The organism is Paraburkholderia sp. EG286A, assembly GCF_040965375.1.
Lineage (GTDB): Bacteria > Pseudomonadota > Gammaproteobacteria > Burkholderiales > Burkholderiaceae > Paraburkholderia.
In genome coordinates this window covers 370,340-396,624 of sequence record NZ_JBFRCB010000004.1, presented here as the reverse complement: position 1 = coordinate 396,624, position 26,285 = coordinate 370,340, and the positions used below count along the sequence as shown (strand labels likewise).

General features: G+C 65.8%; 25 protein-coding genes. 13 read left to right on the top strand and 12 right to left on the bottom strand.

Annotation, left to right across the window (positions count from 1 at the left end; translation table 11 throughout):
- Positions 1–52: 52 nt before the first annotated feature.
- Positions 53–460, top strand: a complete 408-nt coding sequence (locus tag AB4Y35_RS20675; protein ID WP_368705706.1) for a DUF1801 domain-containing protein — start codon at positions 53–55, stop codon at positions 458–460.
- Between the two features lie 23 nt (positions 461–483).
- Here the strand turns inward: AB4Y35_RS20675 and AB4Y35_RS20670 are convergent, their stop codons facing one another.
- A complete protein-coding gene (locus AB4Y35_RS20670; RefSeq protein WP_368705705.1) occupies positions 484–1,593 on the bottom strand; it encodes a Rieske 2Fe-2S domain-containing protein in 1,110 nt (369 codons plus the stop codon).
- Positions 1,594–1,719: 126 nt separating this feature from the next.
- Entirely contained in the window at positions 1,720–2,631 is a 912-nt protein-coding gene (locus AB4Y35_RS20665; protein ID WP_368687264.1) for a LysR family transcriptional regulator, read from the bottom strand.
- Between the two features lie 78 nt (positions 2,632–2,709).
- On the opposite strand from AB4Y35_RS20665, the gene AB4Y35_RS20660 reads away from it, so the two are divergent.
- Positions 2,710–3,636, top strand: coding sequence for a carbon-nitrogen hydrolase family protein (locus AB4Y35_RS20660; RefSeq protein WP_368705704.1), 927 nt, complete (start codon positions 2,710–2,712; stop codon positions 3,634–3,636).
- A gap of 41 nt (positions 3,637–3,677) precedes the next feature.
- Here AB4Y35_RS20660 and AB4Y35_RS20655 read toward each other — a convergent pair whose 3' ends face one another.
- Positions 3,678–5,138: a PLP-dependent aminotransferase family protein gene (locus tag AB4Y35_RS20655; protein WP_324162993.1), complete on the bottom strand. Its 1,461-nt coding sequence runs from the start codon at positions 5,136–5,138 to the stop codon at positions 3,678–3,680.
- 251 nt (positions 5,139–5,389) lie between these two features.
- On the opposite strand from AB4Y35_RS20655, the gene AB4Y35_RS20650 reads away from it, so the two are divergent.
- From AB4Y35_RS20650 to AB4Y35_RS20635, 4 genes are all read left to right on the top strand, one after another.
- Complete coding sequence (locus tag AB4Y35_RS20650) at positions 5,390–6,520, top strand: mandelate racemase/muconate lactonizing enzyme family protein (protein ID WP_368705703.1); 1,131 nt, start codon at positions 5,390–5,392, stop codon at positions 6,518–6,520.
- 83 nt (positions 6,521–6,603) lie between these two features.
- Complete coding sequence (locus tag AB4Y35_RS20645; protein ID WP_368705702.1) at positions 6,604–7,644, top strand: ABC transporter substrate-binding protein; 1,041 nt, start codon at positions 6,604–6,606, stop codon at positions 7,642–7,644.
- A gap of 82 nt (positions 7,645–7,726) precedes the next feature.
- Positions 7,727–8,863 carry a porin gene (locus tag AB4Y35_RS20640; RefSeq protein WP_368705701.1) on the top strand — a complete coding sequence of 379 codons (1,137 nt, stop codon included), beginning with the start codon at positions 7,727–7,729 and terminating at the stop codon, positions 8,861–8,863.
- Between the two features lie 80 nt (positions 8,864–8,943).
- A complete protein-coding gene (locus tag AB4Y35_RS20635) occupies positions 8,944–9,864 on the top strand; it encodes a LysR substrate-binding domain-containing protein (protein ID WP_368705700.1) in 921 nt (306 codons plus the stop codon).
- Positions 9,865–9,914: 50 nt separating this feature from the next.
- Here AB4Y35_RS20635 and AB4Y35_RS20630 read toward each other — a convergent pair whose 3' ends face one another.
- From AB4Y35_RS20630 to AB4Y35_RS20620, 3 genes are all read right to left on the bottom strand, one after another.
- Positions 9,915–11,093: a hypothetical protein gene (locus tag AB4Y35_RS20630; protein ID WP_368705699.1), complete on the bottom strand. Its 1,179-nt coding sequence runs from the start codon at positions 11,091–11,093 to the stop codon at positions 9,915–9,917.
- Positions 11,094–11,636: 543 nt separating this feature from the next.
- Complete coding sequence (locus AB4Y35_RS20625) at positions 11,637–13,106, bottom strand: amidohydrolase family protein (RefSeq protein WP_368705698.1); 1,470 nt, start codon at positions 13,104–13,106, stop codon at positions 11,637–11,639.
- Positions 13,107–13,134: 28 nt separating this feature from the next.
- Positions 13,135–14,184: an AI-2E family transporter gene (locus AB4Y35_RS20620; protein ID WP_368705697.1), complete on the bottom strand. Its 1,050-nt coding sequence runs from the start codon at positions 14,182–14,184 to the stop codon at positions 13,135–13,137.
- Between AB4Y35_RS20620 and AB4Y35_RS20615 the strand changes: the two genes are divergently transcribed.
- A complete protein-coding gene (locus tag AB4Y35_RS20615) occupies positions 14,183–14,503 on the top strand; it encodes a hypothetical protein (RefSeq protein WP_368705696.1) in 321 nt (106 codons plus the stop codon). The genes AB4Y35_RS20620 and AB4Y35_RS20615 overlap by 2 nt on opposite strands.
- A gap of 45 nt (positions 14,504–14,548) precedes the next feature.
- A complete protein-coding gene (locus AB4Y35_RS20610; protein ID WP_368705695.1) occupies positions 14,549–15,640 on the top strand; it encodes a S1C family serine protease in 1,092 nt (363 codons plus the stop codon).
- 42 nt (positions 15,641–15,682) lie between these two features.
- On the opposite strand, the gene AB4Y35_RS20605 is transcribed toward AB4Y35_RS20610, so the two are convergent.
- The 4 genes from AB4Y35_RS20605 to AB4Y35_RS20590 form a co-directional block, all read right to left on the bottom strand.
- Positions 15,683–17,143, bottom strand: a complete 1,461-nt coding sequence (locus AB4Y35_RS20605; RefSeq protein WP_368705694.1) for an alpha/beta hydrolase — start codon at positions 17,141–17,143, stop codon at positions 15,683–15,685.
- Positions 17,144–17,196: 53 nt separating this feature from the next.
- Positions 17,197–19,029, bottom strand: coding sequence for an SLC13 family permease (locus AB4Y35_RS20600; protein ID WP_368705693.1), 1,833 nt, complete (start codon positions 19,027–19,029; stop codon positions 17,197–17,199).
- 148 nt (positions 19,030–19,177) lie between these two features.
- On the bottom strand, positions 19,178–20,287 hold the full coding sequence (locus AB4Y35_RS20595; RefSeq protein WP_368705692.1) for a DUF484 family protein: 1,110 nt from the start codon (positions 20,285–20,287) through the stop codon (positions 19,178–19,180).
- A gap of 165 nt (positions 20,288–20,452) precedes the next feature.
- Positions 20,453–20,743: a hypothetical protein gene (locus tag AB4Y35_RS20590; protein ID WP_069266991.1), complete on the bottom strand. Its 291-nt coding sequence runs from the start codon at positions 20,741–20,743 to the stop codon at positions 20,453–20,455.
- 631 nt (positions 20,744–21,374) lie between these two features.
- Between AB4Y35_RS20590 and AB4Y35_RS20585 the strand changes: the two genes are divergently transcribed.
- Genes AB4Y35_RS20585 through AB4Y35_RS20570 form a run of 4 tightly spaced genes read left to right on the top strand, consistent with a single transcriptional unit; the run spans position 21,375 to position 23,414 of the window.
- Complete coding sequence (locus tag AB4Y35_RS20585) at positions 21,375–21,710, top strand: ArsR/SmtB family transcription factor (RefSeq protein WP_368705691.1); 336 nt, start codon at positions 21,375–21,377, stop codon at positions 21,708–21,710.
- Positions 21,707–22,177 (top strand): ArsI/CadI family heavy metal resistance metalloenzyme, encoded by a 471-nt coding sequence (locus AB4Y35_RS20580; RefSeq protein ID WP_368705690.1) that lies wholly within the window; start codon positions 21,707–21,709, stop codon positions 22,175–22,177. The genes AB4Y35_RS20585 and AB4Y35_RS20580 overlap by 4 nt, the downstream gene beginning before the upstream one ends.
- Before the next feature lie 29 nt (positions 22,178–22,206).
- Positions 22,207–22,701 carry an arsenate reductase ArsC gene (locus AB4Y35_RS20575; RefSeq protein ID WP_368705689.1) on the top strand — a complete coding sequence of 165 codons (495 nt, stop codon included), beginning with the start codon at positions 22,207–22,209 and terminating at the stop codon, positions 22,699–22,701.
- 5 nt (positions 22,702–22,706) lie between these two features.
- Positions 22,707–23,414 carry an aquaporin gene (locus AB4Y35_RS20570; protein ID WP_368706124.1) on the top strand — a complete coding sequence of 236 codons (708 nt, stop codon included), beginning with the start codon at positions 22,707–22,709 and terminating at the stop codon, positions 23,412–23,414.
- Between the two features lie 136 nt (positions 23,415–23,550).
- Here AB4Y35_RS20570 and AB4Y35_RS20565 read toward each other — a convergent pair whose 3' ends face one another.
- Together AB4Y35_RS20565 and gcvA are read right to left on the bottom strand one after the other, a co-directional pair.
- Positions 23,551–23,925, bottom strand: a complete 375-nt coding sequence (locus tag AB4Y35_RS20565; RefSeq protein ID WP_368687279.1) for a BON domain-containing protein — start codon at positions 23,923–23,925, stop codon at positions 23,551–23,553.
- 471 nt (positions 23,926–24,396) lie between these two features.
- Complete coding sequence (gcvA, locus tag AB4Y35_RS20560) at positions 24,397–25,287, bottom strand: transcriptional regulator GcvA (RefSeq protein ID WP_368705688.1); 891 nt, start codon at positions 25,285–25,287, stop codon at positions 24,397–24,399.
- A 108-nt stretch (positions 25,288–25,395) separates the two neighbouring features.
- Between gcvA and AB4Y35_RS20555 the strand changes: the two genes are divergently transcribed.
- Positions 25,396–26,238, top strand: a complete 843-nt coding sequence (locus AB4Y35_RS20555; RefSeq protein ID WP_368705687.1) for an EamA family transporter — start codon at positions 25,396–25,398, stop codon at positions 26,236–26,238.
- The last annotated feature ends 47 nt before the right edge of the window (positions 26,239–26,285 follow it).

Sequence of the window (26,285 nt, the reverse complement as noted above, 5' to 3'; positions counted from 1 at the left end):
TTACGATCCTGATTGCCCGACAACAGGAACTCACCCAAGGCACGGAGCGCGCATGACCCCATCGGAACGGATTGACCAGCTAATCGCGGAACTCACCGACTGGCGCCGCGAAACCTTCGCCGCGATGCGCGAGGCCATTCTCGCGGCCGACCCGGCGATCGTCGAGGAATGGAAATACATGGGCAGCCCCGTGTGGTATCGCGACGGCATGATCGCCGTGGGCAACGCGCACAAGGGCAAGGTGAAGCTCACGTTCCTGTACGGCGCGAGCCTGCCCGACCCGAAGCAGCTGTTCAACGCCGGGCTCGACGGCAACGCGCGACGCGCCATCGACTGGCTCGAGGGCGACAAGGTCGACAAACGCGCGCTCACAGCGCTCATTCGCGCGGCGATCGAATTCAACCAGGGCAACGTGAAGAAAAAGGCGCCTGCCAAACCGCGCGCCCGCAAAACGGCCTGATGCGAGTGCGAGGCGCCTTCGCCTCAGGCGTCGGCTTCGCTCACCTCGCGAATGGGAATCACGGTGCGCGCGCCGCAATCGCGCAACAGGTCGCGCAACTCGTTGATGACGGGAAACACTTCGTGATTCCAGTCGGCGCCCTGGTTGTCGTGCGCGGCCTGTTCGAGTTCGACGATGGTGCGGTCTTCCTTGAAGATGCGCTCCGTGAACCAGACCAGCAGCGGCCACGCCGCGTCGAGCAGGAACGGAATGGCAGGCCTGCGGACTGAAAGGAGTCCGAAAGTCCGGTTCGTGCGCTGACGCGCGTCGAGCGGCACATAAACGATCCAAAGGTCCATCAGGAGCGAGTCGTCGCCCGAGCGTATTTTCAGCGTTTGATACGGATATTCCGTGCGGATCGTCATCACGCTCTGATCGCTCGGGTCCGCGCGGTTCTTGCTCGCGCCGAACACGAGCGCCTCGCCCGCGGGCTGCTTGCCCGCCATGCGCGAGAACGTATAGTCCACTTCGATGGAACGCTCGCCGCGCCGCCGGCCAAGCGAGCGCGCGCGCATCTGGCCCATCTGGCGACGGTGCAGAAACTGGTGATTCATGTCCATCAGATTCTCGTGCATGAACGAGTAGTGGCACTTCACCTCGCGCCCGAAGCGGCGCGTCTTGTATGCCTTGTCCGTGACCGAATCCAGCACGGGCAGCGGCGTTTCCCCGGCGAGCGTGGTGTTGCCGGGAAAGACGAAGATCATGCCGTGCGCCTCGCGGCACGGATAGGCGCGCACACCGTTGGGCAGGCGCTCCCTGCCGAGGTAAGGCACGTCCACGCACTGGCCCGAACAGTTGTAGGTCCAGCCGTGGTAGCCGCAGCGCAGCGACTCGCCATCCACCACGCCCGCATGCAGCGGCACCTGGCGGTGGGCGCAGCGATCTTCGAGCGCGTGCACCGCGCCGGACGCGGTGCGAAACAGCACGATGGGCTCGCCGGCGAAATGCGTGCCCAGCGTCTTGCCAGGCTTGAGTTCGCGCGACCAGGCGAGCGGATACCAGTGATCAGGATGAATGGGCACCCGGCGCAGGTCGCGCGGCTCCTGCAAATGTGACTCGATCGTATAACCGTCGGGGAAAGGCATTGCGCGCATACGGTGAAACTCCTTGTCGAGTCCGTCGATATCGTCGTTATGGTCGTTATCGTCGTTCTGGGAAATCGGTAATTCGACGCAAATCTCGTGCCCGATCATTCAACGCGATTGGCGCCCGGGTGTCGATCAGTGTTTTGCCGGAAAGCACGCGATGATGGCGGCCTGAACCTTGACGATGGCGGCGTCGCGCAGCGAACTGTTGCGCCACCCGAGTTCCACGGGATAGCGCGGCAGATCGAGCGGACACGCGAGCAACTTCAGGCCCGTCACGCGTGCGATCGCCTCGGCCGCGTGGCGCGGAATCGTGGCGACGCTGCGCGTGCCCTTGAGCAGAAAGGGCAACGCGGCGAAATGCGTCGTAGAAGCCACGACATTGCGCTTCAGGCCGCGCGCGGCGAGCCCTTCATCGACGATCCCGACCACGCCGCCCGACGACACCAGGATGTGCCCTCTCGACACGTAATCGCCGAGCGTCAAACGCCGCAGCGTGCGCGGTGCGTCGTCCACGAGGCACGCATAGCTGCCCTCGCCGAGCACCCGGTGGCTCAGCCCGCGCGAAGCGAAACCGCCTGCCGCGACGGCGAGATCCATGTCCTGGTTGGCGAGCGCATCGGCGACGATCTGGCTGTGCGTCTGGCGAAAGATGATGCGCAGGCCCGGGGCGCTGGTTTCCAGCGTTTCGATGATGCGCCGGCCGAAAGCCACTTCGAAGTCGTCCGAAAGCCCGATGGAAACCGCGCGCCCATGAAACGTGGTGGCATCGGGCGAGGCGATCGCGAGGCTATGGCGGCAACGGTCGAGCGCTTCGCTGATCACGGGCTTGAGTTCCTGCGCACGCGAGGTCGGCGCGAGCCCGCGGCCCGTACGCACGAACAGCGTGTCCGCATAGAGCGCGCGCAGACGCCTGAGCGCCGCGCTCACGGCCGACTGCGTCATGTCGAGGCGAATCGCGGCGCGGCTCGCCCCGCCCTCTTCGAACAGCGCCTCGAATATCTTCAACAGGTTCAGGTCCACACCGGCGATATCAAACTGGTTCATATCACATAGTATCGATATACGTTCTCGCGATTTTATCGCCGTGGAAAGATGCAGGTAGTCCAACCTCTGGGAGCCATCATGGCCAAGTCGAAAGTCGCCGCGCTGCAGATCGGTTCGTCCGCCGCCGGCAAAGCGCAAACGCTGGAACAGATTCTCTCGTTCGAAGCGCAGATCCGCGCCTCGGGCGCGAAGCTCGTCGTCATGCCCGAGGCGTTGCTTGGCGGCTACCCGAAGGGCGAAATATTCGGCACGCGCCTCGGCTACCGCCTGCCCGAAGGCCGCGAGGCATTCGCGCGCTACTACGAGAATGCGATCGACGTGCCCGGCGCGGAAACCGAAGCGCTCGCGGAGCTTTCGACGCGTTGCGGCGCGTCGCTCGTGATCGGCGTGATCGAGCGCGACGGCAGCACGCTCTTTTGCACGGCGCTGTTCTTCAATCCGGGCGAGGGGCTCGTGGCGAAGCATCGCAAGCTCATGCCGACGGGCACGGAACGGCTCATCTGGGGGCAGGGCGACGGCTCGACGCTGCCCACCGTGCGCACGGAATCCGGCGTAGCGGGCACGGCAATCTGCTGGGAAAACCACATGCCGCTGCTGCGCACGGCGATGTACGCGAAGGGCGTGCAGATCTGGTGCGCGCCCACCGTGGACGAGCGCGACATCTGGCAGTGCTCCATGCGCCACATCGCGCACGAAGGACGCTGCTTCGTGATCAGCGCGTGCCAGGTGCAGCCTTCGCCCGCGGCGCTCGGCGTCGAGGTGCCAGACTGGGACGAGAGCCGGCCGCTCATCAACGGCGGCAGCCTGATCGTCGGACCGCTCGGCGACGTGCTCGCCGGCCCGCTGCGCGGTGAAACCGGGCTCGTCGTCGCGGAGATCGACACCGGTGAACTCACGCGCGCCCGCTACGATTTCGATGTGGTGGGCCACTACGCGCGGCCCGATGTGTTCGCGCTTGCGGTCGACGAACGGCGCAAGCGCACGGTCTCGTTCATCGCGGAGTAACGCGGCGCGAAGCTAAAGGCGCGCCGTCAGGCCGGGCGTCGCTACGCCGAATAAAGCCCTTCCGGCCCGTTGCGCAGCGTGCGCGCCAGCAGTTCCAGCCCTTCTCGCAGGGCCTCGTGGCTGCGCGCGCCGCCGAGGCTCAGGCGCACCGCGTGCGGCGCCGACCCGCGGCCGATCACGAAGCTGTCCGCCGTTTTCGCGAGCACACCGGCCTGACGCAGCGCCGCGGAAAATTCGGCGGCGCGCCAGGGCTCGGCGAGCGGCAGCCAGAGATGCGGGCTCGCCGGATCGGTGCGATACGTCCAGTCCGCCAGCACCTCGGCGGCGATCGCATGGCGCGCGTCCACCTGCGCGCGCTGCTGCGCGACGAGCCGATCGACCTCGCCGTCCACGATCCAGCGCGCCGCGATCTCCGCGGCGAGCGGCGACGTCATCCAGCAGTCGCTGCGTATCACCGCGAGGATCTTGCCGACCCAGTCCTGCGGCGCCTGCACATAGCCCACGCGCAGGCCCGGCGCGACCGCCTTCGAAAGGCTGCTGATGACGATGCCGTGCTCGGGCAGCCGCGCGGCGAGCGGGGTGGGCGGCGCATCGAGCAACGCGGCAGGCACGAGGTCCTCGATCACGACGAGGTGATGGCGCACGGCGATCTCGGCGATCTGCGCGCGGCGCGCTTCGGAGAGCGTCGCCGTGGTCGGGTTGTGCAGGGTCGGCACGCAAAAGAGCGCGCGCGGCGCGAGCAGCCCGCACGCGCGCTCGAGCGCGGCGGGCACGATGCCTTCCTCGTCGATTTCGATGCCGACGAGATTCAGCCGCAACTGCCGCGCGAGCGCGACGATGCCGGGATAGCTCAACGCCTCCGCGAAAATCGTGTCGCCTGGCCGTAGCACCGCGCGCAACACACAGGCAAGACCGTGCTGCGCGCCCTGCGTCACCAGCACACGCTCGGCGGCCACCGTGCAGCCCATGCGCGCGAGCCAGCGCGCACCTGCCTCGCGGTGCGAGCGGCGCCCGCCTTCGGGCTGATAAAGCAGCAGTTCGCCCGCGAGGCGCTCGTCGGCGGCCAGTTCGCGCAAGGTCTGTGTGAGCAGGAAGGCTTCGTCGGTCGGCATCGGCACGTTCTGGCCGAGATCGATCAGGCGTCCCGGCGCATGGACGCCCGGCGCACCGGGCAGGCCGGGCGAAAGCGCCGCCGCGGCCCGCTCGCTGGACTCGGGCGCGGGGCGCGTACGGTCCTGGATGCGCGCCCCGTCGGCGTCGGGCTCGGCCACATAGGTGCCGTCGCCCACGCGCGCCACCACGAGGCCGCCGCGCTCCAGCTCCGCATAAGCGCGGCTCACCGTGCCGGTCGTGACGTTGAGCTTCTTCGCCAGCAGCCGGTGCGCGGGCAGCTTTTCTCCGGGCAGCATCTGGCCGCCGTGAATGGCCTGCGAATAGGCCTGGGCGATCGCCCGGTACTTGGGTTCGCTGCTGCGCGAGAGCGTGGGCATCCAGCCATTCATGGTTTTCCCGAAGGAGCAATGCACGCCGCGGCACGGCGCGACGGCTGGGTCATTATCGCGCCCAATCCGCGGAAATGAAGGCTGTCATTTACTTCAATTGACTTCATTGAGTGCACGAAATTGACCCTCTAGGATGCCGTAACGCCTGACAAGGCCAAGGAGACAATCGCCCGCCCCACGGCGCGCCGCATGCGTATCTTCAGACGTAAGCCACGCAATGCTGCATGCCCCCAGGCGGCGCCCCACGCGCCATGACGAACCGCATCGCACGCATCACCGTGAGCCAGCACCGGCTGCCGCTCGACCCGCCGTTCCCCGCCTCGTGGGACAGCCGCCCGCGGCGCGCCTTCCCGGCGACGATCGTGCGCGTGGAAGACAACGAAGGCCGCGTGGGCATCGGCTCCGGCGACGCGATGTACGGCTTCGACGACTACCGCGACCTCTTCATCGGCGCCGACCCGCTCGACCTCGCGCGGCACTCGGCGGTGCTCGAGAACCTCAGCTTCCACGCGGGCCGGCTCTGGCCGCTCGACGTCGCGCTCTGGGACCTCGCCGGGAAAATTCGCGGCGAGCCGTGCTGGCAAATGGCCGGCGGCCGTGCGAAGCGCGTGCGGGCCTATGCGTCCTCGGGCGTGCATCGCACGCTCGAAGGCATGGCGCAGTGGGCCGAGCATGCCGTTGCGCGCGGCTTCCCGGCGCTCAAGGTGCGCTTCGGCCGCCCGACCCTCGCCGACGATCTCGCCGCGCTCGCCGCCGTGCGCGAAGCCGCGGGCGAGCACATCGAACTGATGGTGGATTGCAACCAGGGCTGGCGCATGCCCTGGGACACCCAGGCGCCGTGGCGCGCCGACGAAGCGCTCGCCGTGATTCGCCAGATCGAAAAGCATCGCGTGTACTGGGTCGAGGAGCCGCTCCATCGCGGCGACTACGCGGGCCACGCGCAGTTGCGCAAGCAGACGCAAGTGCGGATCGCAGGCGGCGAGATGACACGCGACGCGCACGAATTCGCGGCGCTCCTCGCGCACGACTGCCTCGACGTCTATCAACCCGATGTCGTCTGCACGCTCGGCATGGAGGGCGCGCGGCGCCTCGCGGCGCAAATCGAGGCGCACGGCAAGGTGTTCACGCCGCATACGTGGGGCAACGGCATTGGCCTCGCGGCCAACCTGCATGTCGTGGCCGGCGCCGCCCACGCGCCGTTCGTCGAGTTTCCCTATGACCCGCCCGAATGGACGCCGGCGCGGCGCGACTTCCCGATCAAGCACGTGATCGACATCGATGCGAATGGCTGGATCGCGCTGAGCGATGCGCCCGGCCTTGGCATCGAACTCGACGAAGCCATGCTCGCCGCGACACGCGCACACGACAGCCGTTACGACTAAATCCTCATTGGGCCGTAGCACGAACGAGATGCCAGCCCACATCTAAAGCATTCCGAAACATTTCAATAAAACGGAGACACACCATGAACCGCCTGACCACCCTCCTGCGCGCAGCCAGCCTGGCAGCGCCGCTCGCCCTCGCCGCATTGCCGGCGCACGCCGCCGGCACCTGGTGCAGCGCAAGCAAACCCGTGCGCTTCGCGGGCGTCACATGGGAAAGCGGCAACTTCACGAGCGAAGTGCTGCGCTACATCGTCAAGAACGGCTATGGCTGCCAGACCGACACGGTGCCCGGCAGCACGGCGGCCACCGAAACAGCGCTCTCGCGCAACGACCTGCAGGTCTGGTCCGAGCAGTGGACGGGCCGCTCGGAGATCATCGCAGGCGCGGTCAAGGCGGGTTCGGTCAAGCTCGTGGGCGACACGCTGCCGGGCGGCACGAAGGAAGGCTGGTACGTGCCCGACTACGTGGTGCACGGCGACGCGAAGCGCGGCATCAAGGCCAGCGCGCCCGACCTGCAGTCCGTGAGCGATCTGCCGAAATACAAGGGGCTTTTCGTGGACGACGAGGAACCGGATCGCGGCCGCTTCCTCAACTGCCCCTCGGGCTGGGACTGCGAACGCGTGAATACGCGCCTGCTCAAGCTGCTCAAGCTCGACGACACCTACACGAACTTCCGCCCCGGCACCGGCGCGGCGCTCGACGCGGCCATCTCCTCGGCCTACGCGCGCGGCAAGCCGATCCTCACCTACTACTGGGAGCCGGCCGCGCTGATGGCGAAGTACAAGTTCGTTCAGCTCAAGATGCCGCCGTTCAACGAAGCGTGCTGGAAGACGCTGCGCGATGCCAACAGCGCACAGCCATGCGCCTCGTCGTATCTGGTCTCGCAGTTGAAGATCGGCGTTTCGACACCGTTCTATCAGGCCGAGCCCGACGTGATGGCGTTCTTCTCGAAGGTGAACTTCCCCATCGACTTCCTGAACACGACGATTCTCGACATGACCGAGCATAAGGTCGATGCGCAGGACGAAGCGCTCAAGTTCCTCAAGCAGCACCCCGAGATGTGGAAGACCTGGGTGCCCGCCGATGTCGCGCAGAAGGTGCAGAAGTCGCTTGGCGCGTAAGCGCGATGCGCCCCACGAGATAAAACGATTCCAACGAGAAAAGCCGGGCCGCGCAACGCGGCTCCATGATAAGGAGACTTAAATGAAGAAGAAGATGCTTGCGGCGCTGCCGCTGGCGCTCGCCGCAGCGGGCGCGCACGCGCAAAGCAGCGTGACGCTGTATGGCCTGATCGACCTCGGCGTGGACTACGCCAGCAATGTGGCGAACGGCGCGAACGGCCAGCTCGTGCCGGGCACCGGCAGCAAGCTCGTGCAGATGCAAAGCGGCGTGCCCGCCGGCAGCCGCTGGGGTCTGCGCGGCACCGAAGATCTGGGCGGCGGCTACGCCGCGATCTTCCGGCTCGAAAGCGGCTTCAACGCGGCGACGGGCGGCCTGGGCGGCGGTCTCGCGTTTTCGCGCAACGCCTATGTCGGCTTCAAGTCGGATCAATACGGCCAGGTGACCTTCGGCAAGCAATGGGACGCCACCGTCGATCTGATCGAGCCGTATTCGCTGAACGGCAACTACGGCGGCTGGTATTTCGCCCACCCGAACGACATGGACAACCTCGACAACGGGTTCCCTGTCAACAACGCCGTGAAATACGTGAGCCCCGTGCTCGCCGGCTTCCAGTTCGAAGGCCACTATTCGTTTGGCGGCCAGGCGGGCCAGTTCTCGAACAACGCCTCGTATAGCGCGGCGGCGGCCTACACGCTCGGCTCCTTCAGCGCGGGCGTGGGCTACCTGCGCGTGAACGATCCGATCACGGCGGTGGCCGGTTATGGCAGCGGCGGCAGCTTCGTGAACTCGATCTTCGGCGACGCGCTCGCCAATGCGCGCTACCAGGGCATCCTCTCGGCCGGCGCGTCGTATGTGATCGGCAGCCTCAAGCTGATGACGAACTACTCGAACGTGGACTTCGCCTCGGCCACCGGCAGCGGCGACCTGCACTTCCAGAACTTCGAAGTGGCGGGCACCTATGCCGTGACGCCCGCGTTCGTCGTGGGTGCGGGCTACACCTACACGGTGGGCCAGGACCACGCCACCGACAAATCGCCGAAGTATCACCAGGTCAACCTGATCGGCCAGTACGCGCTGTCCAAGCGCACGTCGCTCTATGCGATGGGCGTGTACCAGCACGCGGCGGGCTCGGCGGACAACGCGCAGATCACGGGTTTCAACCCCTCGGGCACCGACAACCAGGCCGTCGCCCGCGTGGGTATCACGCACGCCTTCTAACGTTTTAACGTAGTCGTTATCATTGGAAACGCGCCGGCGCGAGTGAACATGCGCCGGCGCTCCTGCATCGCGAGGCCTGCATGCGCCGCCTACCCTCTTTATCGGCACTGCGTTCATTCGAGGAGGCGAGCCGCACGCTCAGCTTCACCCGGGCAGCGCAGAACCTGCACGTGACCCAGGGGGCGATCAGCCGCCAGATCCGCCTGCTCGAAGACTATCTCGGCACGCCGCTCTTCATGCGGCATCATCACCGGCTCGAAATCACGCCCGCGGGAAAGCGGCTGCTGCCTACGCTGCAGGCCGCGTTCGATAGCATCGCCCATACGCTCGACACGATTCGCGCCGATCCGTCGAACAGCCTGCTCAGTCTGAACGCCGCGCCCACGCTTGCCACGCGCTGGCTCACGCCGCGCTTGCGCGACTTCCAGCTGCGCCACCCCGACTTGCGCATCTCCATCACCAACGAATATGGGCCGCTGCACGGCACGGAGCGCAACGAAGATTGCCAGATCCGCTTCGGCATGGAACCGCTGCCGGGCGGCCAGAGCACGCTGCTCATGCGCGAGCGCCACGTGCTGGTCGGCTCGGCGCGCGAGTTCAGGCAGGCGGCCGCCGATCAAGACGCGTTGCGCGAGATCCTCGCGCAACATCCGTGGCTCTATATCCTCGATATCGACCGGCGCCTGCTGGTCTGGGAAGCGTGGCTCGAAGCCGCGGCACTCGACGTGCAGATCGCGCCGCACGGCGAACTGGAGTTCAGCACGCTCGATCAGGTCATTCACGCGGCGGTGGCGGGTCTGGGCATCGCCGTTGCCGACCGGCACATGATCGCGCCCGAACTGGAGAACGGCACACTCGTGCAACTGAGCGAGGTGGAAGTGGTGGGCCCTTCGGGATACTGGCTCGACGTGCGGCCCGAAGTGCAAGAGACACTACGCGTGCGCAACTTCAGCAACTGGCTGGTCGAGCACCACTGCGAACGGGACGGGCAACAACGCTAGCGCGGGTGCATGACTGGCGTCACGCACCCGCGTCTGCGACCTGGACATCCTCAGTTGGGATCGATCGGCGGGCCCGGCGGACCCGAGTCCACCTGTCTCATCGTGGCCGCGGGGGGGCCTGCGCCCTGTGCCACGTTGCGGGCTCCTTGAGCTGCGATCGAACGCGAGAGGATCTCCCGTGCTTCGCCGCTCGACGAATCGACGGTCAGTGCATGCCCCGCGTTATGCCAGGCGCACACCCACCGCCCATCGCGCGCGCAAAGCCGCGCGTAGCCAAGCAGCGAATCGCGCTGGTCTTCGCGCGACGTCAATTCGGCCTGCATTTGCAGCGCAGTGCCGTTGCCAGGCTGTTGCGCGAGCGCGGAATTGATCGCACTGCGCGCGGGCCCGAGGCTGTTCTTGTCGAGGCTCGCGCGCGCGATCGACAGATTTCTCGAGACGTCGGCCCGCGAATCGGCGGCGGCCTTCGCCGCGGCAACCTTCTCTGCGTTGGCCTTGGCGGCGGCGACCTTCTCCGCATTGGCCTTCTCTGCCTTGGCCTTCGCGGCGGCGAGCTTCTCCGCGTTGGCCTTGTCTGCCTTGGCCTTCGCTGCAGCGAGCGCGCGCTCTTCGGCAGCGCTCGGCGGTGCGGTCTCCGCGCGAGCGGTCGCGGTACGCGGCGGCTGCGCTTGAGCGGGCGCCGGCTGGGGCGCCGGTGCGACATGGGCCACCACCGGCGGCGGCGCTGCTTTAACAGGAGGCGGCTTCACGCTCGCTACCGGAGGCGGCGGCGCACTGCCGACGGGAGCCGATGGCACGCTGGCCACCGGAGGCGGCAACTGCGCGACGGCTACCGGCGGCGCGCTGGGCACCGTGTGCGGCTTCGTGTCGTGCGCGGTGGAAGTGGCCTTGGGTCCGAGGATCGCACCCTCCACGATCTGGGCGCCGACGGTCGGCTCGCGCCCGGTGTGGTGCGAAATCATGTACGCGGTCAGCAGGAACGCGATCGACACCACGCTGCCAATCGCATAGAAGGGCATCCACGAACGTGACGCCCGAGGCGCTTCCTCGCGCAGCTCGTAATCGCTGTCGCGCGGCGCGCCACCACTGAAACTGAATGCAGACGGGTTCCACTCCGTGCGCGCATGGCGCGCGAAACCATCGTGCCATTCGGGCGCGGCGGACTCGCTAGCCGGCGACATGCGCGGGCCAGAGGAAAGCTGCTTCGCGCCGCACTGAGGACAGATCATCAGTGGCGCATTAAAACCGGTCCCGCAGTATGGACATCCCCACGGACCAGACTTGGATCGGCCAGGTTCGTTGAACATTGCAGGCATGGAAGCTTTGACAGGATGGTTTCGGGTTTGCTACCGGCGGCTGGTGCGCGTCGCAGCGGAGGCAACCAGGCGGCCCGGATTCGAAGTATTGGCTGTAATCCCTACTCTATTGCGCGAATCGTTGGACGGTTGTAACAAATAGTCGATTTGAATATGAGCTACTTCGACGCGAAGTTCAACCGGCATAATCGGCCAGATGGCGGATAGGGACAGGCGGGATTTCGACCCCCGCTGGGGGTTCCCGGGGCGTGCCATGATGGCTGCGCCGCGCAGGCAAATGGGCGCGTTTGATACGTCCCCACGCCGTGACATCTTGATACAGAAATCGTGTGGCTGATTCGCCAGGAGCGGCCGTTCGCCATGCCCGCGCGGGCTATCTGGCCTTCGATTTTCGTGCCAAATCGCGATCGCGATGCGGGTTTTTTTACGGGCTTTGGGTGACGCGGGGCCCGCGCCTCACGCCTTCAACGCGTCCTTGTAGACGCGGCCATCCTTCATGATCAGGCTCAGGTTCTGATCGGGGTTCGCCAGCAGCGTCATGTCCTGGAGCGGGTCGCCCGCCACGATCAGCAGGTCCGCGTACGCGCCCTCTTCCAGCACGCCAAGCTTGTGCGGATATGGATTGCGCTCGCCCGCCATCGCGAGCAACTGTCCGTTCGTGGCCGTGGCCATGCGCAACGACTCCGCATTCGAATACCAGCGCGTCATGTGCCCGAGCATCGTGCCTTGCCGCGTGGCCAGCGCCTGCGAAAAGATCAGGTCCGTGCCGAACGCCACCTTGAGCCCATGCTTGCGCGCGAGCTTGTACATGTTGTCGGTCCCGGCTGTCACCTCGAGAAACTTCTCGCGGCTCGACGGCGCCAACGGTGCAACATCCTCTTCGCTGGTAAATGGTTGCGTACTCAACCATGTGCCGTTCTTCGCCAGGATTTCAGCCGTCCGGTCGTCGATGAGGTGGCCGTGCTCGACGCATTGCGCGCCGGCAGCAACCGAGCGCTTCACCGATTCCGGCGTGTAGGCGTGCACGAGCACGTAGGTGCCCCAGTCGGACGCCGTTTCCACCGCGGCTTTCAGTTGCGGCTCGGTGAACGTGAGCATGTCGAGCGGACTGCGCGGCGTGGAGACGCCGCCGCAGCCCACGAGCTTGATCTGCGTGGCGCCCATCATGAACTGCTCGCGCACACGCAGGCGCACTTCGTCGGCCGTGTCGGCGATGGCGGCAGCGCCGGTGCGTTCGATCTCGCTGATCTGGCTGCTCGTGCGCGGCACGTCGGTCAGCAGACGAAAGTCGCCGTGGCCGCCCGTCGTGGTGATCATCGCGCCGCAGGGGTAAATGCGCGGGCCGCTCAGCATGCCGGCGTCGATGGCCTGCTTCAGGGCGAACGCGGGACCGCCCACATCGCGAATGGTCGTGAATCCGCGCAAGAGTGTGCGCTGCGCCTCCGCGCCCGCGGCCAGGTAGACGAAACTCAGGTCGGACTGGAGGATCGTCGCGATCGGGACCGCAGCGAGAAGCGAATGCCAGTGCATGTCGATGAGACCGGGCATCATCACCTTGCCGCCGCAGTCGATCACGCGGCCGCCCGACGCGTTCTGTGCATCAGGCGCGCCCCGCCGCAACTGCGAGATGCGGTTGCCGTCGACGACGAGGGACATGCCGTCCTGCAGCGCCGCGGACTTGCCGTCGAACAGGCGAAAGTTCGTGAAGGTCGTGGGCTGGGCAGGCGCGGCGGCGCCAGGTTGCTGCGCGCTGCTGAACTCGGGCAGCACCGCGCTCAACAGGGAGGCCCCCATGCCGACCAGGAAGCCGCGCCGGGCAAGGTCCGCGCTGATGCGGCGACTGGCGAACTCCGCGAGCGCCTTGTCGCCCAGGCAGGCGGAGACCGGGCGGATTGCGTTGCCGCGGCGGTTGATTCTGGAAGCCATAGGTCACCTGTGAAAGTAAGCCACGCATTTATTCTGCACGCCTGACTACATCGTCCTTCGTCAACAGCAGCGCCAGCGGCCGTGTGGAGCTGAACGCAGAGAAGATGATCGTGAGCGCCACGGTGCCCGGCACGGCGAGAAAGGCGCCGGGAATGCCCCAGAGCGCCGTCCATGTCGCGAGGCTCATGAGGATGACCGCGGGACTCAGGTTCAGCGACCCCGCCATCAACCACGGGTCGAGCACGTTGCCCATCACGAAGTTGATCGCGGACAGCGCGATGAGCAGCGTGATCGACTCGTTCCACTGGCCGAACTGGAGCGCCGCGAGCAAGGCGGGGAGCGCCACGGAAATGAGCGACCCCGCATACGGCACGAAGTTGAGCAGCACGATGAGCACGGCGAGGAGTGGCGCGAACTCCAGCCCGACCAGTTGCATGCAGACCCAGCTGAGAATGCCGAGCACCACGCCGAGCAGCGCTTTCAACGCCAGATACGTGCCGATCTTCGAATTGATGGCGTCGATCACGGGCTCCATGTCCGCCTTGCCGCGCATGACCGCGGAGAGCTTGCGGCGGAACCGCCCCATCTCGACCATGAAGAACGCGGTGTACAGCAGAACGACGAGCGTCGTCGCCATGAGCGAAGAGAGCGAGCCGAGCAGCGAGGTGAGCAGCGACTGGACGTTGACGGTCGCGAGCAGCTCGCGGCGAAACGCCGTCCACGAAGCCTCGGTCTCCAGATGAAACAGCGCGGTGATTTTCGCGAGCAACGCGAGCAGCGTGGCTTCGTACTTCGGCGCCACGGCGAGCATGCGGTCAGTGTCGGACAGCAGCAGTTCGGTCGCGAGCCACGCGGCCGCGAGGATGAGCGCGGCGGCGCTCCAGTAGCGCACGCCCGCGCGAATGCGCGGGCCCACGTGGGGCACGCGGCGCAGGATTTCGGCGAGCCCGTAGATCACATACGACGTGATGATCGCGAATGCGATCGGCACCAGCACCGGGCGCCCGATATACAGCACCCACCCCGTGATGACGGCGATGACGACCACGCAGGTGAACGTGACGAGATCCTGTTTCATGGAGATGTTCTGGATGACGAACCACGTTGCGTCGATGTTGCAGGCAGCGGTTGCGTACAGCGCGTCGCGCAGCGAACCGGCTATCCGGCGCGAGACGTTTGCAAGCCATCCACGCCTCGCCGCGCACATCCGGCCCTCAATAAAGCGTCTTCGGGGCGCGATCGGCCGCCACTTCGCAAGACTAGCCGCTTTGAAAAAGACGTGCGCGCTAGCTGGCGAGGAATCCGAACAACCGCGCCCGGATTTTCGTTGCACGCACATCGACTCTTCGCGCGGACAAAAGATCTCTCCTGCATTTAAGTCACGTTTAAGCAGCTAAAAGTACCTTACGCGCACCTTCACCATCTCTTCGAAGACCATAGCAATGAGTACCATCAAATATCGGCGCCGGGGCCTGATCGCCGGTGTAGCGGTGGCGCTTGCCGGCGCCTGGGTCGTCAGTCACGAGCACGCCAGCGCGGACGAAAGCGGCATCACCAAAACGACGTTGTCGGCACCTGTGCCGAAGGCAGACGACGTCCGCGGCGCGGCGCCGAACTTCTCGGCGATCGTCGCGCAGTACGGCCCGGCTGTGGTCCATGTCGAGGTCGTCAAGGAAAACCCGGACTCCGAAGACGGCCATTCGGGCGCCCTCGGATCGGGCTTCATCGTGAGCCAGGATGGCTTCATCCTGACGAACAATCACGTCGTCGAAGGCGCGGACGACGTGACGGTCAAGCTCACCGACGGCCGCAAGTTCCCCGCACGCGTGATCGGCACCGACAAGGCCGGCGACGTGGCCGTGCTGAAAATCTCCGGCAAGGGTTTCCCCACGGTGAAGATCGGCAATCCGGCGAACAGCAAGGTGGGCGACTGGGTCGTCGCGATCGGCTCGCCCTATGGTCTCGACAACACCGTGACCTCGGGCATCATCAGCGCGAAGTCGCGCCAGCTCTCGGAAGATAGCCCGACGCACCTGATCCAGACCGACGTGCCCGTCAACCCGGGCAATTCGGGCGGCCCGCTCTTCAACCTGAACGGCGAAGTCATCGGCATCAATTCGATGATCTACTCGCGCACGGGCGGCTTCCAGGGCCTCTCGTTCGCGATTCCGATCGACGAAGCCATGCACATGAAGGATCAGATCGTGCAGGGCGGCGGCAACGGCAATGGCAACGGCACGACGCTGGCCCGCAATGCGCATCCGCGTCTCGGCGTGGCCGTGCGCGCGCTCAGCGGCGACGAAGCGCAGCAGGTCGGCGTGGACGGCGGCGTGCTCGTCGTGAAAGCGGGCGGTGCGGCAAAGGCGGCTGGCATCAGCGCTGGCGACGTGATCATCGCGGTCAACGGCATCGAGGTGGACAACGTCGAGCAGCTGCAAAGCATGATCGCGCGGGCACGCAGCAACGTGTCGATCGTCGTGGCCCGCGACGGCGAGCAAATGACCGCGCAGGTCCAGCTCGCGCCGCGCGCGTAACGCCCTGGCCGGGTCCGGGCCTGGCGCGCGCCAGACGCGCGCTCACGGCCCGTGGCTCGCCAGGTAGTCGATACGCTCGACGATGTAGTCGTAGAAGGGGTTCCACGAGAGCCGCGTGAGGAGCCCCGCCCCCACGATCAGCGCCCCGGTTTCGCCGCGTACGGACTGGGCGCCCAGATGGATGCCCAGGTCGTCGTTGGGATCGGGGTTGCGGCCGTACAGCGAATCGGTCACCGGAAACGGCAAGGCCACGTGTGACAGCGAATAGACATCGAGCGGATAGTCGAGCCCCGTGGGTTCGACTTTCGCCGTGGTCTCGCTCGGCGCCGTGCTCTCTTCGACCACGTGCGGCGAGGTGGCCGAGGCGTTGGTCAGCACGGTCAGGCGGTAACGCAGCGGCGGCACGGGCGAGAGACGGCGCAGCGCGTCACGCATCGACGCGCGCAGCAGCGGACTCCATTGCGCGGTGCGGTTGATGTCGAACAGCACGAGCTCGCTGCCGTTGGCAGGCAGTTGCGCATACAGCGAACTGACGATCGCGCTCGTGCTCACCGTGAAGTCGAGCACGGACTGGAACGTGAGCGTGGGCGGCAGCGCCGCCAGTTTGCCGTTGCGCGCCGCGTCCGCCACTTCCTGCTGGATCTTGCGCGTGACCCGCCACGACTGGCGTGCGCCGTTCACCGGAAACGAGTTGTACTTGAACGGATTGAATTCCGGCACGATGTCGAGCCACGCGGCTTTCGCGAACGCGGGCAGGATCGCAGGCAATGCCGCGAGCCCCGCAAAGCGCGCGAAACGCGTAATGCCGATCATCGGCGAAAGCAGGATCAGGCGGTCCGCTTGCGGCAGGCTCGGGTCGTCCAGCGCCTCGAGCGAGTATTGCAGTGCGAGCGCGCCGCCATTCGAAAACCCCACGATATGCAGCGGCGCAGGCGCCGGCACGAGGCGCCGCGCTTCGCGCACGGCGAGGCGCGCGGCCGCCTCCCAGTCTTCCGCCGTCACTTCGGTCAGCCCCGATGGCACGGTGCCATGCCCGGGCAAGCGCACCGCCACCACGGCGAAACCATCCTGCTGATAGCGCTGCGCGATGTGCCGCAGGCTATAGGGCGAATCGGTCAGCCCATGCAGCATCACGGCCACGCCGCGCGGCGCGCCTTGCGGCATGAGCGTGTACGAGCGGTTCCAGTCGGTGCGAAAGTGCCCGGGATAAATCGGGCTGCCCGAGAAATAACGGTTGGCGGGAATGCGTTCGTCCGCCGGCAGCTTGTCGGTCACGTTTTTCTTCACCGCGTCGAACAGGCGGTTCTCGTTGGCGATGTATTCCTCCCACGTCGCATGATCGATTTCGTGCGCGTGCATGTCTTCCGGCACATAGGTGTGCCACAGGCTCAACGGCGCCTTGCGCTGCGCGTCGAAGAAGCGCACGCCGGCAATGCACACGAATGCGATCAGCACGAAAAGGGCAATCCGCTTGATCCAGCGAAGGAGCCACGCTCTCGTCAAGAAATTCGCCATGTCCGGTCAATGCCTCGTGAACGGGCGGCCTTTCCCTCGCGCTAGCGCGGGAAAACCGGCCAGATGAGCGGTACCAGCATTACGGTGATGACGAGCGCCCCGAGGGCAGCCGGCGAGCCCACCATGAAAAACTCCCGGAACCGATAGCCGCCAGCCGTGCTGACGAGCGCATTCACGGGCGTCGAGATCGGCGACATGTAGGCCGCCGACGCGGCAACCGCCGTCGTCATCGCGAACGGATACGGCGACGCATGCAGGTGCGCCGCCATCGCGAGCACCACGGGCGCCATCAGCACCGCCGTCGCCGTGCCGGAAATCACGGTGCCGATCACGAGCGTGAGCAGGAAGACGGCGCCCAGCAAGCCATGCGCACCCCAGTTGCCGGCCACGCGCAGCACGGCGTCGGCGGCGATATCGATGCCGCCCGTGCGCTGCAGCGCGATGGAAAACGGCAGCATGCCCACGATCAGCACGAGGCTGCGCCAGTGAATCGCGCGATACGCGCTGTCGAGGCTCACGCAACCGGACGCGCCCATCAGCAGACACCCGATCAGGCCCGCGAGCACGTTCGGCACGCGCGGCGTGAGCATCATCGCGATGACGAGCGCCATGATGGCAAGCGCGTGCAGCGCCTTGTGCGGCACCGGCACGTAGGCGTCGCTTTCGACCGGCATGGCAAGGCACACGATATCGCGCTCCACCGACTGCATCGAGAAGATGTCGATCCACGGCCCGACCACCAGCAGCGTGTCGCCCACTTTCAGCTGCGTGGCCTGCAGGTCCTGCTCGAGCGCGGCGTCGGCGCGGCGCAGGCCGACCACCGTCACGCCGTGCCGGCGCAGCGCCGCGGAACTGCGCGCGACGTTGCCGACCAGCGACGAGTCGGGCGGCACGATGACTTCGGCCATGCCCACGTCGTGCGACTGGTCGGTGAAGTAGGCGCCGGACATGCGGCGCGTCGCGAGCGCATAGCGCGCGCAAAACGCCTGCACGTCGAAACTCGCGGACTCCACGTCGAGCAGCAGCACGTCGCCGGGCGCGATGCTGCTGTCCGCGGTCGCGGGCAGCACCGTCGCGCCCATGCGCGTGCGCCGCTCGATCGCGACGACGTGCGCCACGGGGTCGTCGTCGAGCCCGGTGTGGCCGAGCGTCTGCCCCACGAGCGGCGAATCCGCGCCGACCTCCAGGCGAAAGGCGCGCCCTTCGAGCGAATAGCGCGCGACCCAGTCGTTCAGCGACGGGCGCGTGGTCGCCTCCGCGCCGCCCGTGCCGTTCAGAAAGCGCCTCGCGAACAGCATCCAGCCGATGCTCGCGGCGAGAACCGGCAGGCCCAGCGGCGTGATGGCGAAGAAACTGAAGGGCCGGTAGCCGCGGTAGGCGAGCGCGCTGTTGATGACGAGATTCGGCGTCGTGGCGACGAGCGTGAGCATGCCGCTCGTGAGCGCGGCCATGCTGACCGGCATGAGCATGCGCGCGCGCGACACGCCCGACTGGCGTGCGATGCGAATGACGATCGGAATGAAGATCGCGACGACGGCCGTCGAACTCATGACCGAACCCATGACGCCGACGATCATCATGATCAGCACGACGAGGCGGCGCTCGTTGGAGCCGCCGCGCTCGATCAGGTAGTCGCCCACGCGCTGGGCGACGCCCGTGCGCGCGAGCGCATCGCCGAGCACGAAGAGGGCCGCGATGAGCACGATGTTCGGGTCGGAGAAGCCGGCCAGCGCCTCGTTGACCGTCACGATGCCCGCGAGCGACAGCGCGACGATCATGATGAGCGCCACCGCGTCCGAGCGGGGCCGGCCGATCAGGAACATCGCGATCGCGCAGGCCAGACAGGCAACGGTCATCAAAAGGTCGGTAGACACGATTTCGCTTTGCCTGCTCAACGGGCCTGGGAAACCACTGCTACCGCAAATAGTGCCGGATTTTGAAAACTTACGTTTCAGCGCGGCCTTGGGCCGTCATGCCCGCTGCGCCGCCGTTTCTATGCAACGTTTGTGAACGTTTTGATGTTCACGCTTCCAGCAGCGAAACGCGGTTGCGCCCCTGGTGCTTGGCCCGGTACATGGCCTGATCGGCCTGGTCGAGCAGCGAGCGCGCCAGCGCTTCGGGACTCGCGGCGCCGGTGTTCGCCTCGCTGTTGAGCCGATACGCCGCCACGCCGATCGACACGCTGAGCGCAATGCGCTCGCCCTCGTCGTCGAGCACGTCGAGCGCCTCGACCGCGATCCGGATGCGCTCCGCAACGGCCAGCGCGTCGGGCAGCTCGCACATCAGCAGCGCGACGAACTCCTCGCCGCCGTAGCGCGACACCGTGTCCCCCACGCGCACCTGCTGCTTCAGGCAGGTGCCGATGGCGCCCAGCGCGAGGTCGCCGGTTGCGTGGCCGTGCGTGTCGTTGATCTGCTTGAAATGATCGATGTCGATGAAGAGGCACGACATGGGCGCCGCGTGCGAACTCGCGCGGCGGATCTCGTGATGCAGGCGCTCGTCGAAATAGCGGCGGTTCGACAGGCCCGTGAGCGGGTCGGTCACGCCGGTCTTGCGCAGATGCTCGCGGTGAGCGACGTTGTCGAGACTCGCCGCCGCAACGCGGCTGAAGCGCGCGAGCAGATCGGTGCCCATGCTGGCGTCGAAGCGCGCGGGATCATCGCTCGCGAGGCACAGATAGCCGAGCAGCTGGGTGCGGTTCAGAAGCGGCAACACGATCGCGCTGCCGATCGTGGTCCGCGCGTCGAAGAAGGTCTCGCTCACCGCGGGCTCGAGTTCGCTCAGTTCGCTCACGCGGCCAAGCCACGGCTGGTTTCCCGCGCACAGGCGTGACAGCGCAAGGCCGCCCTGGAGCCCGGAGCGCAGGTTCGCTTCGAGGTCGGCGCGCCCGCAGTCGGATTCGAGCAGATCGCGCAGCAGCGGCGTGCGCACGTCGAGCCAGAGACCGGCCGAAGCCAGCCGGAACACCTCGGGCAGATAGACGAATATCCCTTCGAGAAAAGCACACCAGTCGTGCGCGCCGATCAGGCGCAGTTCCACGTCCTGGAACGACTTCGATGCGCGCTCGTTCCGCTGGACGGTTTCGATAAGCGCAGCAAGATCCAGTGAAGGCTGAGTCCCGGGATGTGTCACGATGCATCGAGAATATTCCGAAGCCTGCTATTACGGCAGCTTGGGGACAGACTTGAGCGTCGAACGACGACATCCGCATGCCGGCGGCCGTTTTCCAGCGGGGTCAGGGCAAAAGAAAAGACCGCTGTCCGTGAGGGCAGCGGTCTTTATGGTCACAGGCTGCTGTTATTTCGCTGCCGGCGACCTTACGCTCGGCCTCGCCAGCGAGTTGTTGTCAGGGCCGCCGGGGGCCGGCGCCGCGCTGTTGTCCATGCTATTCGGCGACGCAGCGCTCATGCCGCTGTCCGAGCCCGTGGCGCCTGGCGTGCCGTAGCCGCTCGTTGCATTGGTATTGGCTGCGGCAGCCGGCGACGTAACGCCCGGGGTTGCCAGTGTGTTGTTGCTCTGTGCATACGCACCGGCGGACAGCGTGAGCGCGGCAACGGCCGCGATCAATGTGCTGGTTGTCTTGCTCATGACTTGCTCCTCCATTGATTGGACTGGAATTCCGGCACAAACGACGCACCCTATTTCTCATTGGGCGGTCGTTATATGCGGCTCACGACGATCAAAATCGCGTAACTGTTCGCAGTGGTGTACGTAAAGCAAACCACTACCAGTTGATATCAAGTTTAGGAAAGCAATCGCGGATAATTAAGCGCATTGTGCGCAACGATTTATTTCGTTTTTTGGCAATTACCCGTGATGGCGTAATGGATTTCGCGGCCTCGAATCCGGGCGCTGCGGGGTTCGATATACGGTTCGGCGATTTGACCTGGCATTTCCGAAAACCTCTTTTTTGGCACCTTGGTGGAAATCCAGCTCAACGATTTACACCGCTTTTTGCGCGACTACGTTTCACATCGATATTCGGGAATATCGGTCGCCTTCATTGCGGCACACATAATCGGTCTGCGCGATTTTCGTTGCATGCGCATCGAGGTCATCATCCATTTCCGCGTTGACATGCAGCCCGCAGCGCGCCGGCAAAAACCGTACGAAGCGCGAGCGAGGCCACCGAGGCCACCGAGGCCACCGAGGCCAAAATTTTCACGTCGTGCGAGCGATCTCCTTGCCAATTCTTCGATATTTCGACTATTATCGAAACATGGAAACGAACCAGACCATCGCCGCTCTGGCGGCACTCGCGCACGAGTCCAGGCTCGCGATCTTCCGCGCCCTCGTTCAGGCAGGCCCCGAAGGCTTGCCCGCAGGCCAGATCGCCACCCTGCTCGACGTGCCCCCGTCGTCGCTCTCCTTCCATCTGAAGGAGCTGTCTCACGCGCAACTCGTCACGAGCCGTCAGGAAGGCCGGTTCGTTTTCTACTGCGCGAACTTCGCGACGATGAACGGCCTGCTGGCCTACCTCACCGAGAACTGCTGCGGCGGCAATCCCTGTTCGCCGCTATCCACGTGCTCACCCTCCACGGAGAAACAGTCATGAAGCGCTTTCATGTTCACGTCGCCGTTGCGGATCTCGCATCGAGCATCCGTTTCTACTCGGCGCTGTTTGCCGCTGAACCGACCGTCGTGAAGAGCGACTACGCGAAGTGGATGCTCGAGGACCCGCGCGTCAATTTTGCGATCTCGCAACGCGGCGCCGCACCGGGCCTGGATCACCTCGGTGTGCAGGTCGAGAACGAAGCCGAGCTGGCCGAAATGCACGCGCGGCTGGAAAGCGCGGCATTGCCGGTGGATACGCAGATGGATACCGCCTGCTGCTACGTGAAGTCGAACAAGTACTGGAGCGTCGATCCGCAGGGCATCGCGTGGGAGTCGTATCACACGCTCAATGAAATTCCCGTGTTCGGCGAGTCGCGCAATACGCCGACCGGTGCACCCGCCCGCGAAGTGGCCGCGTGCTGCGGGCCGTCGTCGGACAAGCCGGCCAGTTCTTCGGCGTGCTGCTGAGCAGCCGCGCACGATCGAGCGGGAAAGCCATGACGACCAACGTATTGATCCTGTGCACGCACAACTCCGCTCGCAGCGTGCTGGGCGAAGCCATGTTGAATCAGCTCGCTTCGAAGGTCGGCAAGGACGTGCGGGCGTTCAGCGCGGGCAGCGCGCCGGGCGGCCGCCTGAATCCCTTCGCCGTCGAGTCGCTCGAGCGCGCGGGTATCAGCGTGAGCGGCTACCGCAGCAAAAGCTGGGACGAGTTTGCCGCCAGCCAGGCGCCGGTCATGCGCATCGTCATCACCGTTTGCGACAGTGCCGCCGCCGAAACGTGTCCGTATTGGCCGGGCAGTCCCGTCAAGGTCCACTGGGGCTACCCGGATCCTTCTCTTGCGCCCGGTGGCGATGAAGGCAAACGCGTGGCGTTCGAACTCACCCGCCAGGCGATCGGTTATCGCATGCTGCAACTCCTTGCGCTGCCGCTCGAGTCGATGAGCGACGAGGCGCTTCAGCAGGCGCTCATTGCGATCTCCGAATCATGACTGCAATCGTGGGTCTTGGGCGCAAGGTCCTGGCCGAGCTGATCGGCACGGCCTTGCTGCTTGCAGTCGTGATTGGCTCCGGCATCATGGCGCAGCGGCTTGCCGGCGGCAATGTGGCGATCGCGCTGCTCGCCAACACGCTGGCAACCGTGGCCGGACTGTATGTGCTCATCGAGGTGTTTGGGCCCCTGAGCGGCGCGCATTTCAATCCCGCGGTCAGCGCCGTCATGGTGCTGCGCGGCGAGCTGCATGCTCGGGAATTGCTGCCGTACGTCGCTGCGCAGCTCGTCGGCGCGCTGCTGGGTGCATGGCTCGCGCACGCCATGTTCGACCTGCCGATCATCGAGCTATCGAGCAAGGTGCGCACCGGTAGCGGGCAATGGATCGCCGAGGCCGTGGCGACCGCAGGTTTGCTCCTCGTGATCCTGCGCGCGCCGGGCGAACGCGCCTCGATCATGGTGGCCGCGTACATTGGCGCCGCCTACTGGTTCACGGCATCGACATCGTTTGCGAACCCGGCCGCAGCGTTCGGACGCATGTTCAGCGACACCTTTGCAGGCATTGCGCCATCGAGCGTACCGGCCTTCGTCATTGCCCAACTGATAGGCGCTGCGACAGGTCTTGCGCTGCATACGGCCTTCGAACCGCGCAAGCAACGCGCTCGCCACCCGAATCTGGTTGAGTCGTCCGGCGGACACGGCGACGTTCGCTAATGCGCGCAAGCTGATGAGCCGCCGCTTCGCGAGATGAAGGCAACGGCAGGCGCGGCCTCCAGGATGATCCCGGAGACCTGTCTCCGGGCTTTAGCGCATGCGCCCGGCCGGGCGCAAGGCCATAGTGAGAGGATGATCAGGACTCGTTCGGACGGATCGTCAGCGCGTTCTTGACCGACGTTACGCCTTGCACGCCCGTGGCGACTTCGGTGGCGTGTTCGATCTGCGACTGCTCCGGCACCGAGCCCTGCAGGACGATGGCGCCGTCACGCGCGCGCACGGTGATCTTCGCAACATCGATCTTCTTGTCCTTGGCGAGAGCGGTGCGGACCTTGCGGCTGAGCGCGCGGTTAGCGGCCTTCGCCTGCTTCGATTGCGCCTTCGACGGGGCTGCCTGTTGCTCGGCTGCGGCAGTCGCGCCGCTAGCCGCGTCGCCCTGCGCATAGGCGTGCAAAGACGCGGCCACGAGAGCCGTCGCCGCGGCCAGCTTGAATACCTGAATAGCCTTCATGGAATTTCTCCTGTTGTCACAGTCTTGTTGTGGGCCCACGAACGGGCCAATGCACTACACCGTCCACGACTAAGCATTCGCGCGCCAGAAACGGCGCTCGACGCGATGCCGCATTTTTCGGCGACATCGCATCGATTCGCGCGAGCGCGCGGCTGATTATAAGAACGTAAGCTGCGGCGCAGGACGGGGAAAATGCGGCTGCATCATTAGCTTGATATCGATTCCATCATGAAGTAGGCGCAGCGTTCGTGACCATGGGCTCGTGGTCACATTGCCCGCGCAGCCAATTCCATCCATCGGCTATCGAGCGGCTTTGACGCGCTTTTTCGCGGCTGGGAGAGAAATGGAGCGCGCAATCGGTCGCGCGCGTGCGGCAAAATTCTGCCAGGCGTCGCATTATTACGACGCCGGTTCTGCCGTGGGATCAGCGCGATGACCGGCTTCCTCTTGCGTCGCGCGGCGCATCTGCGTTCACGAACCTGTTCCCTCGCGTTCGAGCCATGAACGGAACAACGCGACCCGTTCATCGCCGGACTTCTCGTCTGCAACGTAAGTGCAATAGCTGCGCGACGGCAGACGTGGACCTGCGAACGGCGCCACGAGCCGGCCGGCGGCGAGATCGTCGGCGACCAGCGCAGTGGGTCCCATCGCGATGCCGATACCGTCGATGGCGGCCTGCAAGGTCAGGAAGAAGTGGTCGAAGGTCAAAGCGGCGGCCGGCCGCAGGTCGGGAATCTGCGCGCTCGCCAGCCAGTCGGGCCAAAGCCGCGGAAGACTCGAGGTGTGCAGCAACGTGTGTTCTCGCAGGTCGCGAGGCGCGCGCAACGGTACGCGCTTGATAAGCGTAGGACTGCAGACCGGCAGCCGCTCCTCGGACAAGAACGGCCGCATGGAATAGCCGTAGAAGGTGTCCGGGCCACCCCGGATGACGACGTCATCGTCGTCCTTCAGACTCTCCAGCGGCGCGTTCGACGTCTCCACCTTGACGTCGATGTCGGGATGCCCGGCGCGGAATGTCGCCAGCCTCGGCACCAGCCAGCGCAGCGTGAACGTCGCGGGCGCATTCACGGACAGGGTTCGCGAGACCGTTTGCGGCGCGCCGTATCGCGCGGTTGCCTGCGAGAGCTGTTCGAACAACGGGCCGATTTCCGCCAGATAGCTTTTCGCCGCCGGCGTCAGCGCCACGCGGCGGTTGTGCCGCTCGAAGAGCGACGCGCCAAGCCACTCCTCCAGCAAGCGCACGTGCTGGCTCACTGCACCGGGCGTCACGTGCAGTTCCGCGGCGGCGTCCTTGAAGCTGCCGAGCCGGCCCGCGGCCTCGAAGGCTCGCAGGGCATTGAGTGGGGGCAACACCGGTTTCATTCGAGAGAGTTTATCTAACACGAACATCGAATTTATCTGGTTTGTTGCCCCGCCACAAGATAGATATCCTTCTTGTTAGACCATTCATGCAACCCTGCCCGCACCCTCATGCTCAGTTATACCGGCGGTATCGTGCTGTTCGCCGCGCTGCTCCACGCGAGCTGGAACGCGATGCTCCACGGCAACCGCGACCGGTTTTTCTCCATGGCGTGGATGAGCATCGCCATCGGCGCGGTCGCCACGCTGGTCGTCCTGTCCATGCCCGCGCCGGCCCGCGTTTCGTGGCCTTACATCGTCGCGTCGGGGCTCGTGCATGTCTTCTACAACGTAAGTCTCGTGCGGTCGTATCGCCGCAACGACCTGGCGCTGGCGTACCCGATCGCACGTGGCTCGTCGCCGCTGCTCGTCACGCTCGGCGCTGCGCTGTTCGCGCATGAAGCGATCGGTCCGTTGCACGCTCTCGGGATCGTGATGATTTCGGGCGGCATCATCGCGATCGCGCTGCAGGGCCGTCACGTGTCGCGCGCGGGTGCGCTGGCCGCGCTGACGACCGGGGCAACGATCGCGCTCTATACCGTGATCGACGGCATCGGCGTGCGCCTGTCCGATGGCCAGCCGCTCAGCTACACCGCGTGGATGTTCCTGTCCTATTGGGCGATGCCGCTGCTGTTCGTCGCGCGGCGCGCTCCCGCTGCGCTATGGACGCCGGTGCGCGCCGAGCCTCTGTCGATCGCCTCTTCGCTGGCCGGCGGCCTCGTGTCGATCGGGGCGTATGGCATCGTGATCTGGGCGCTGCAGTCGGGCGCGATGGGCGCAATATCGGCGTTGCGCGAGACCAGCGTGGTGTTCGCGGTGCTGATCGGGCGGATGTTTCTGCGGGAGGCGGTGAGCGGACCGCGCTGGCTCGCCTGCGTGGTCGTCGCGGCCGGAGCGGTGTGTCTCGGGCTCTGAGATGATTTCACGCACGCCGTTTGCTACCCGTGCAGCATCACGCAACT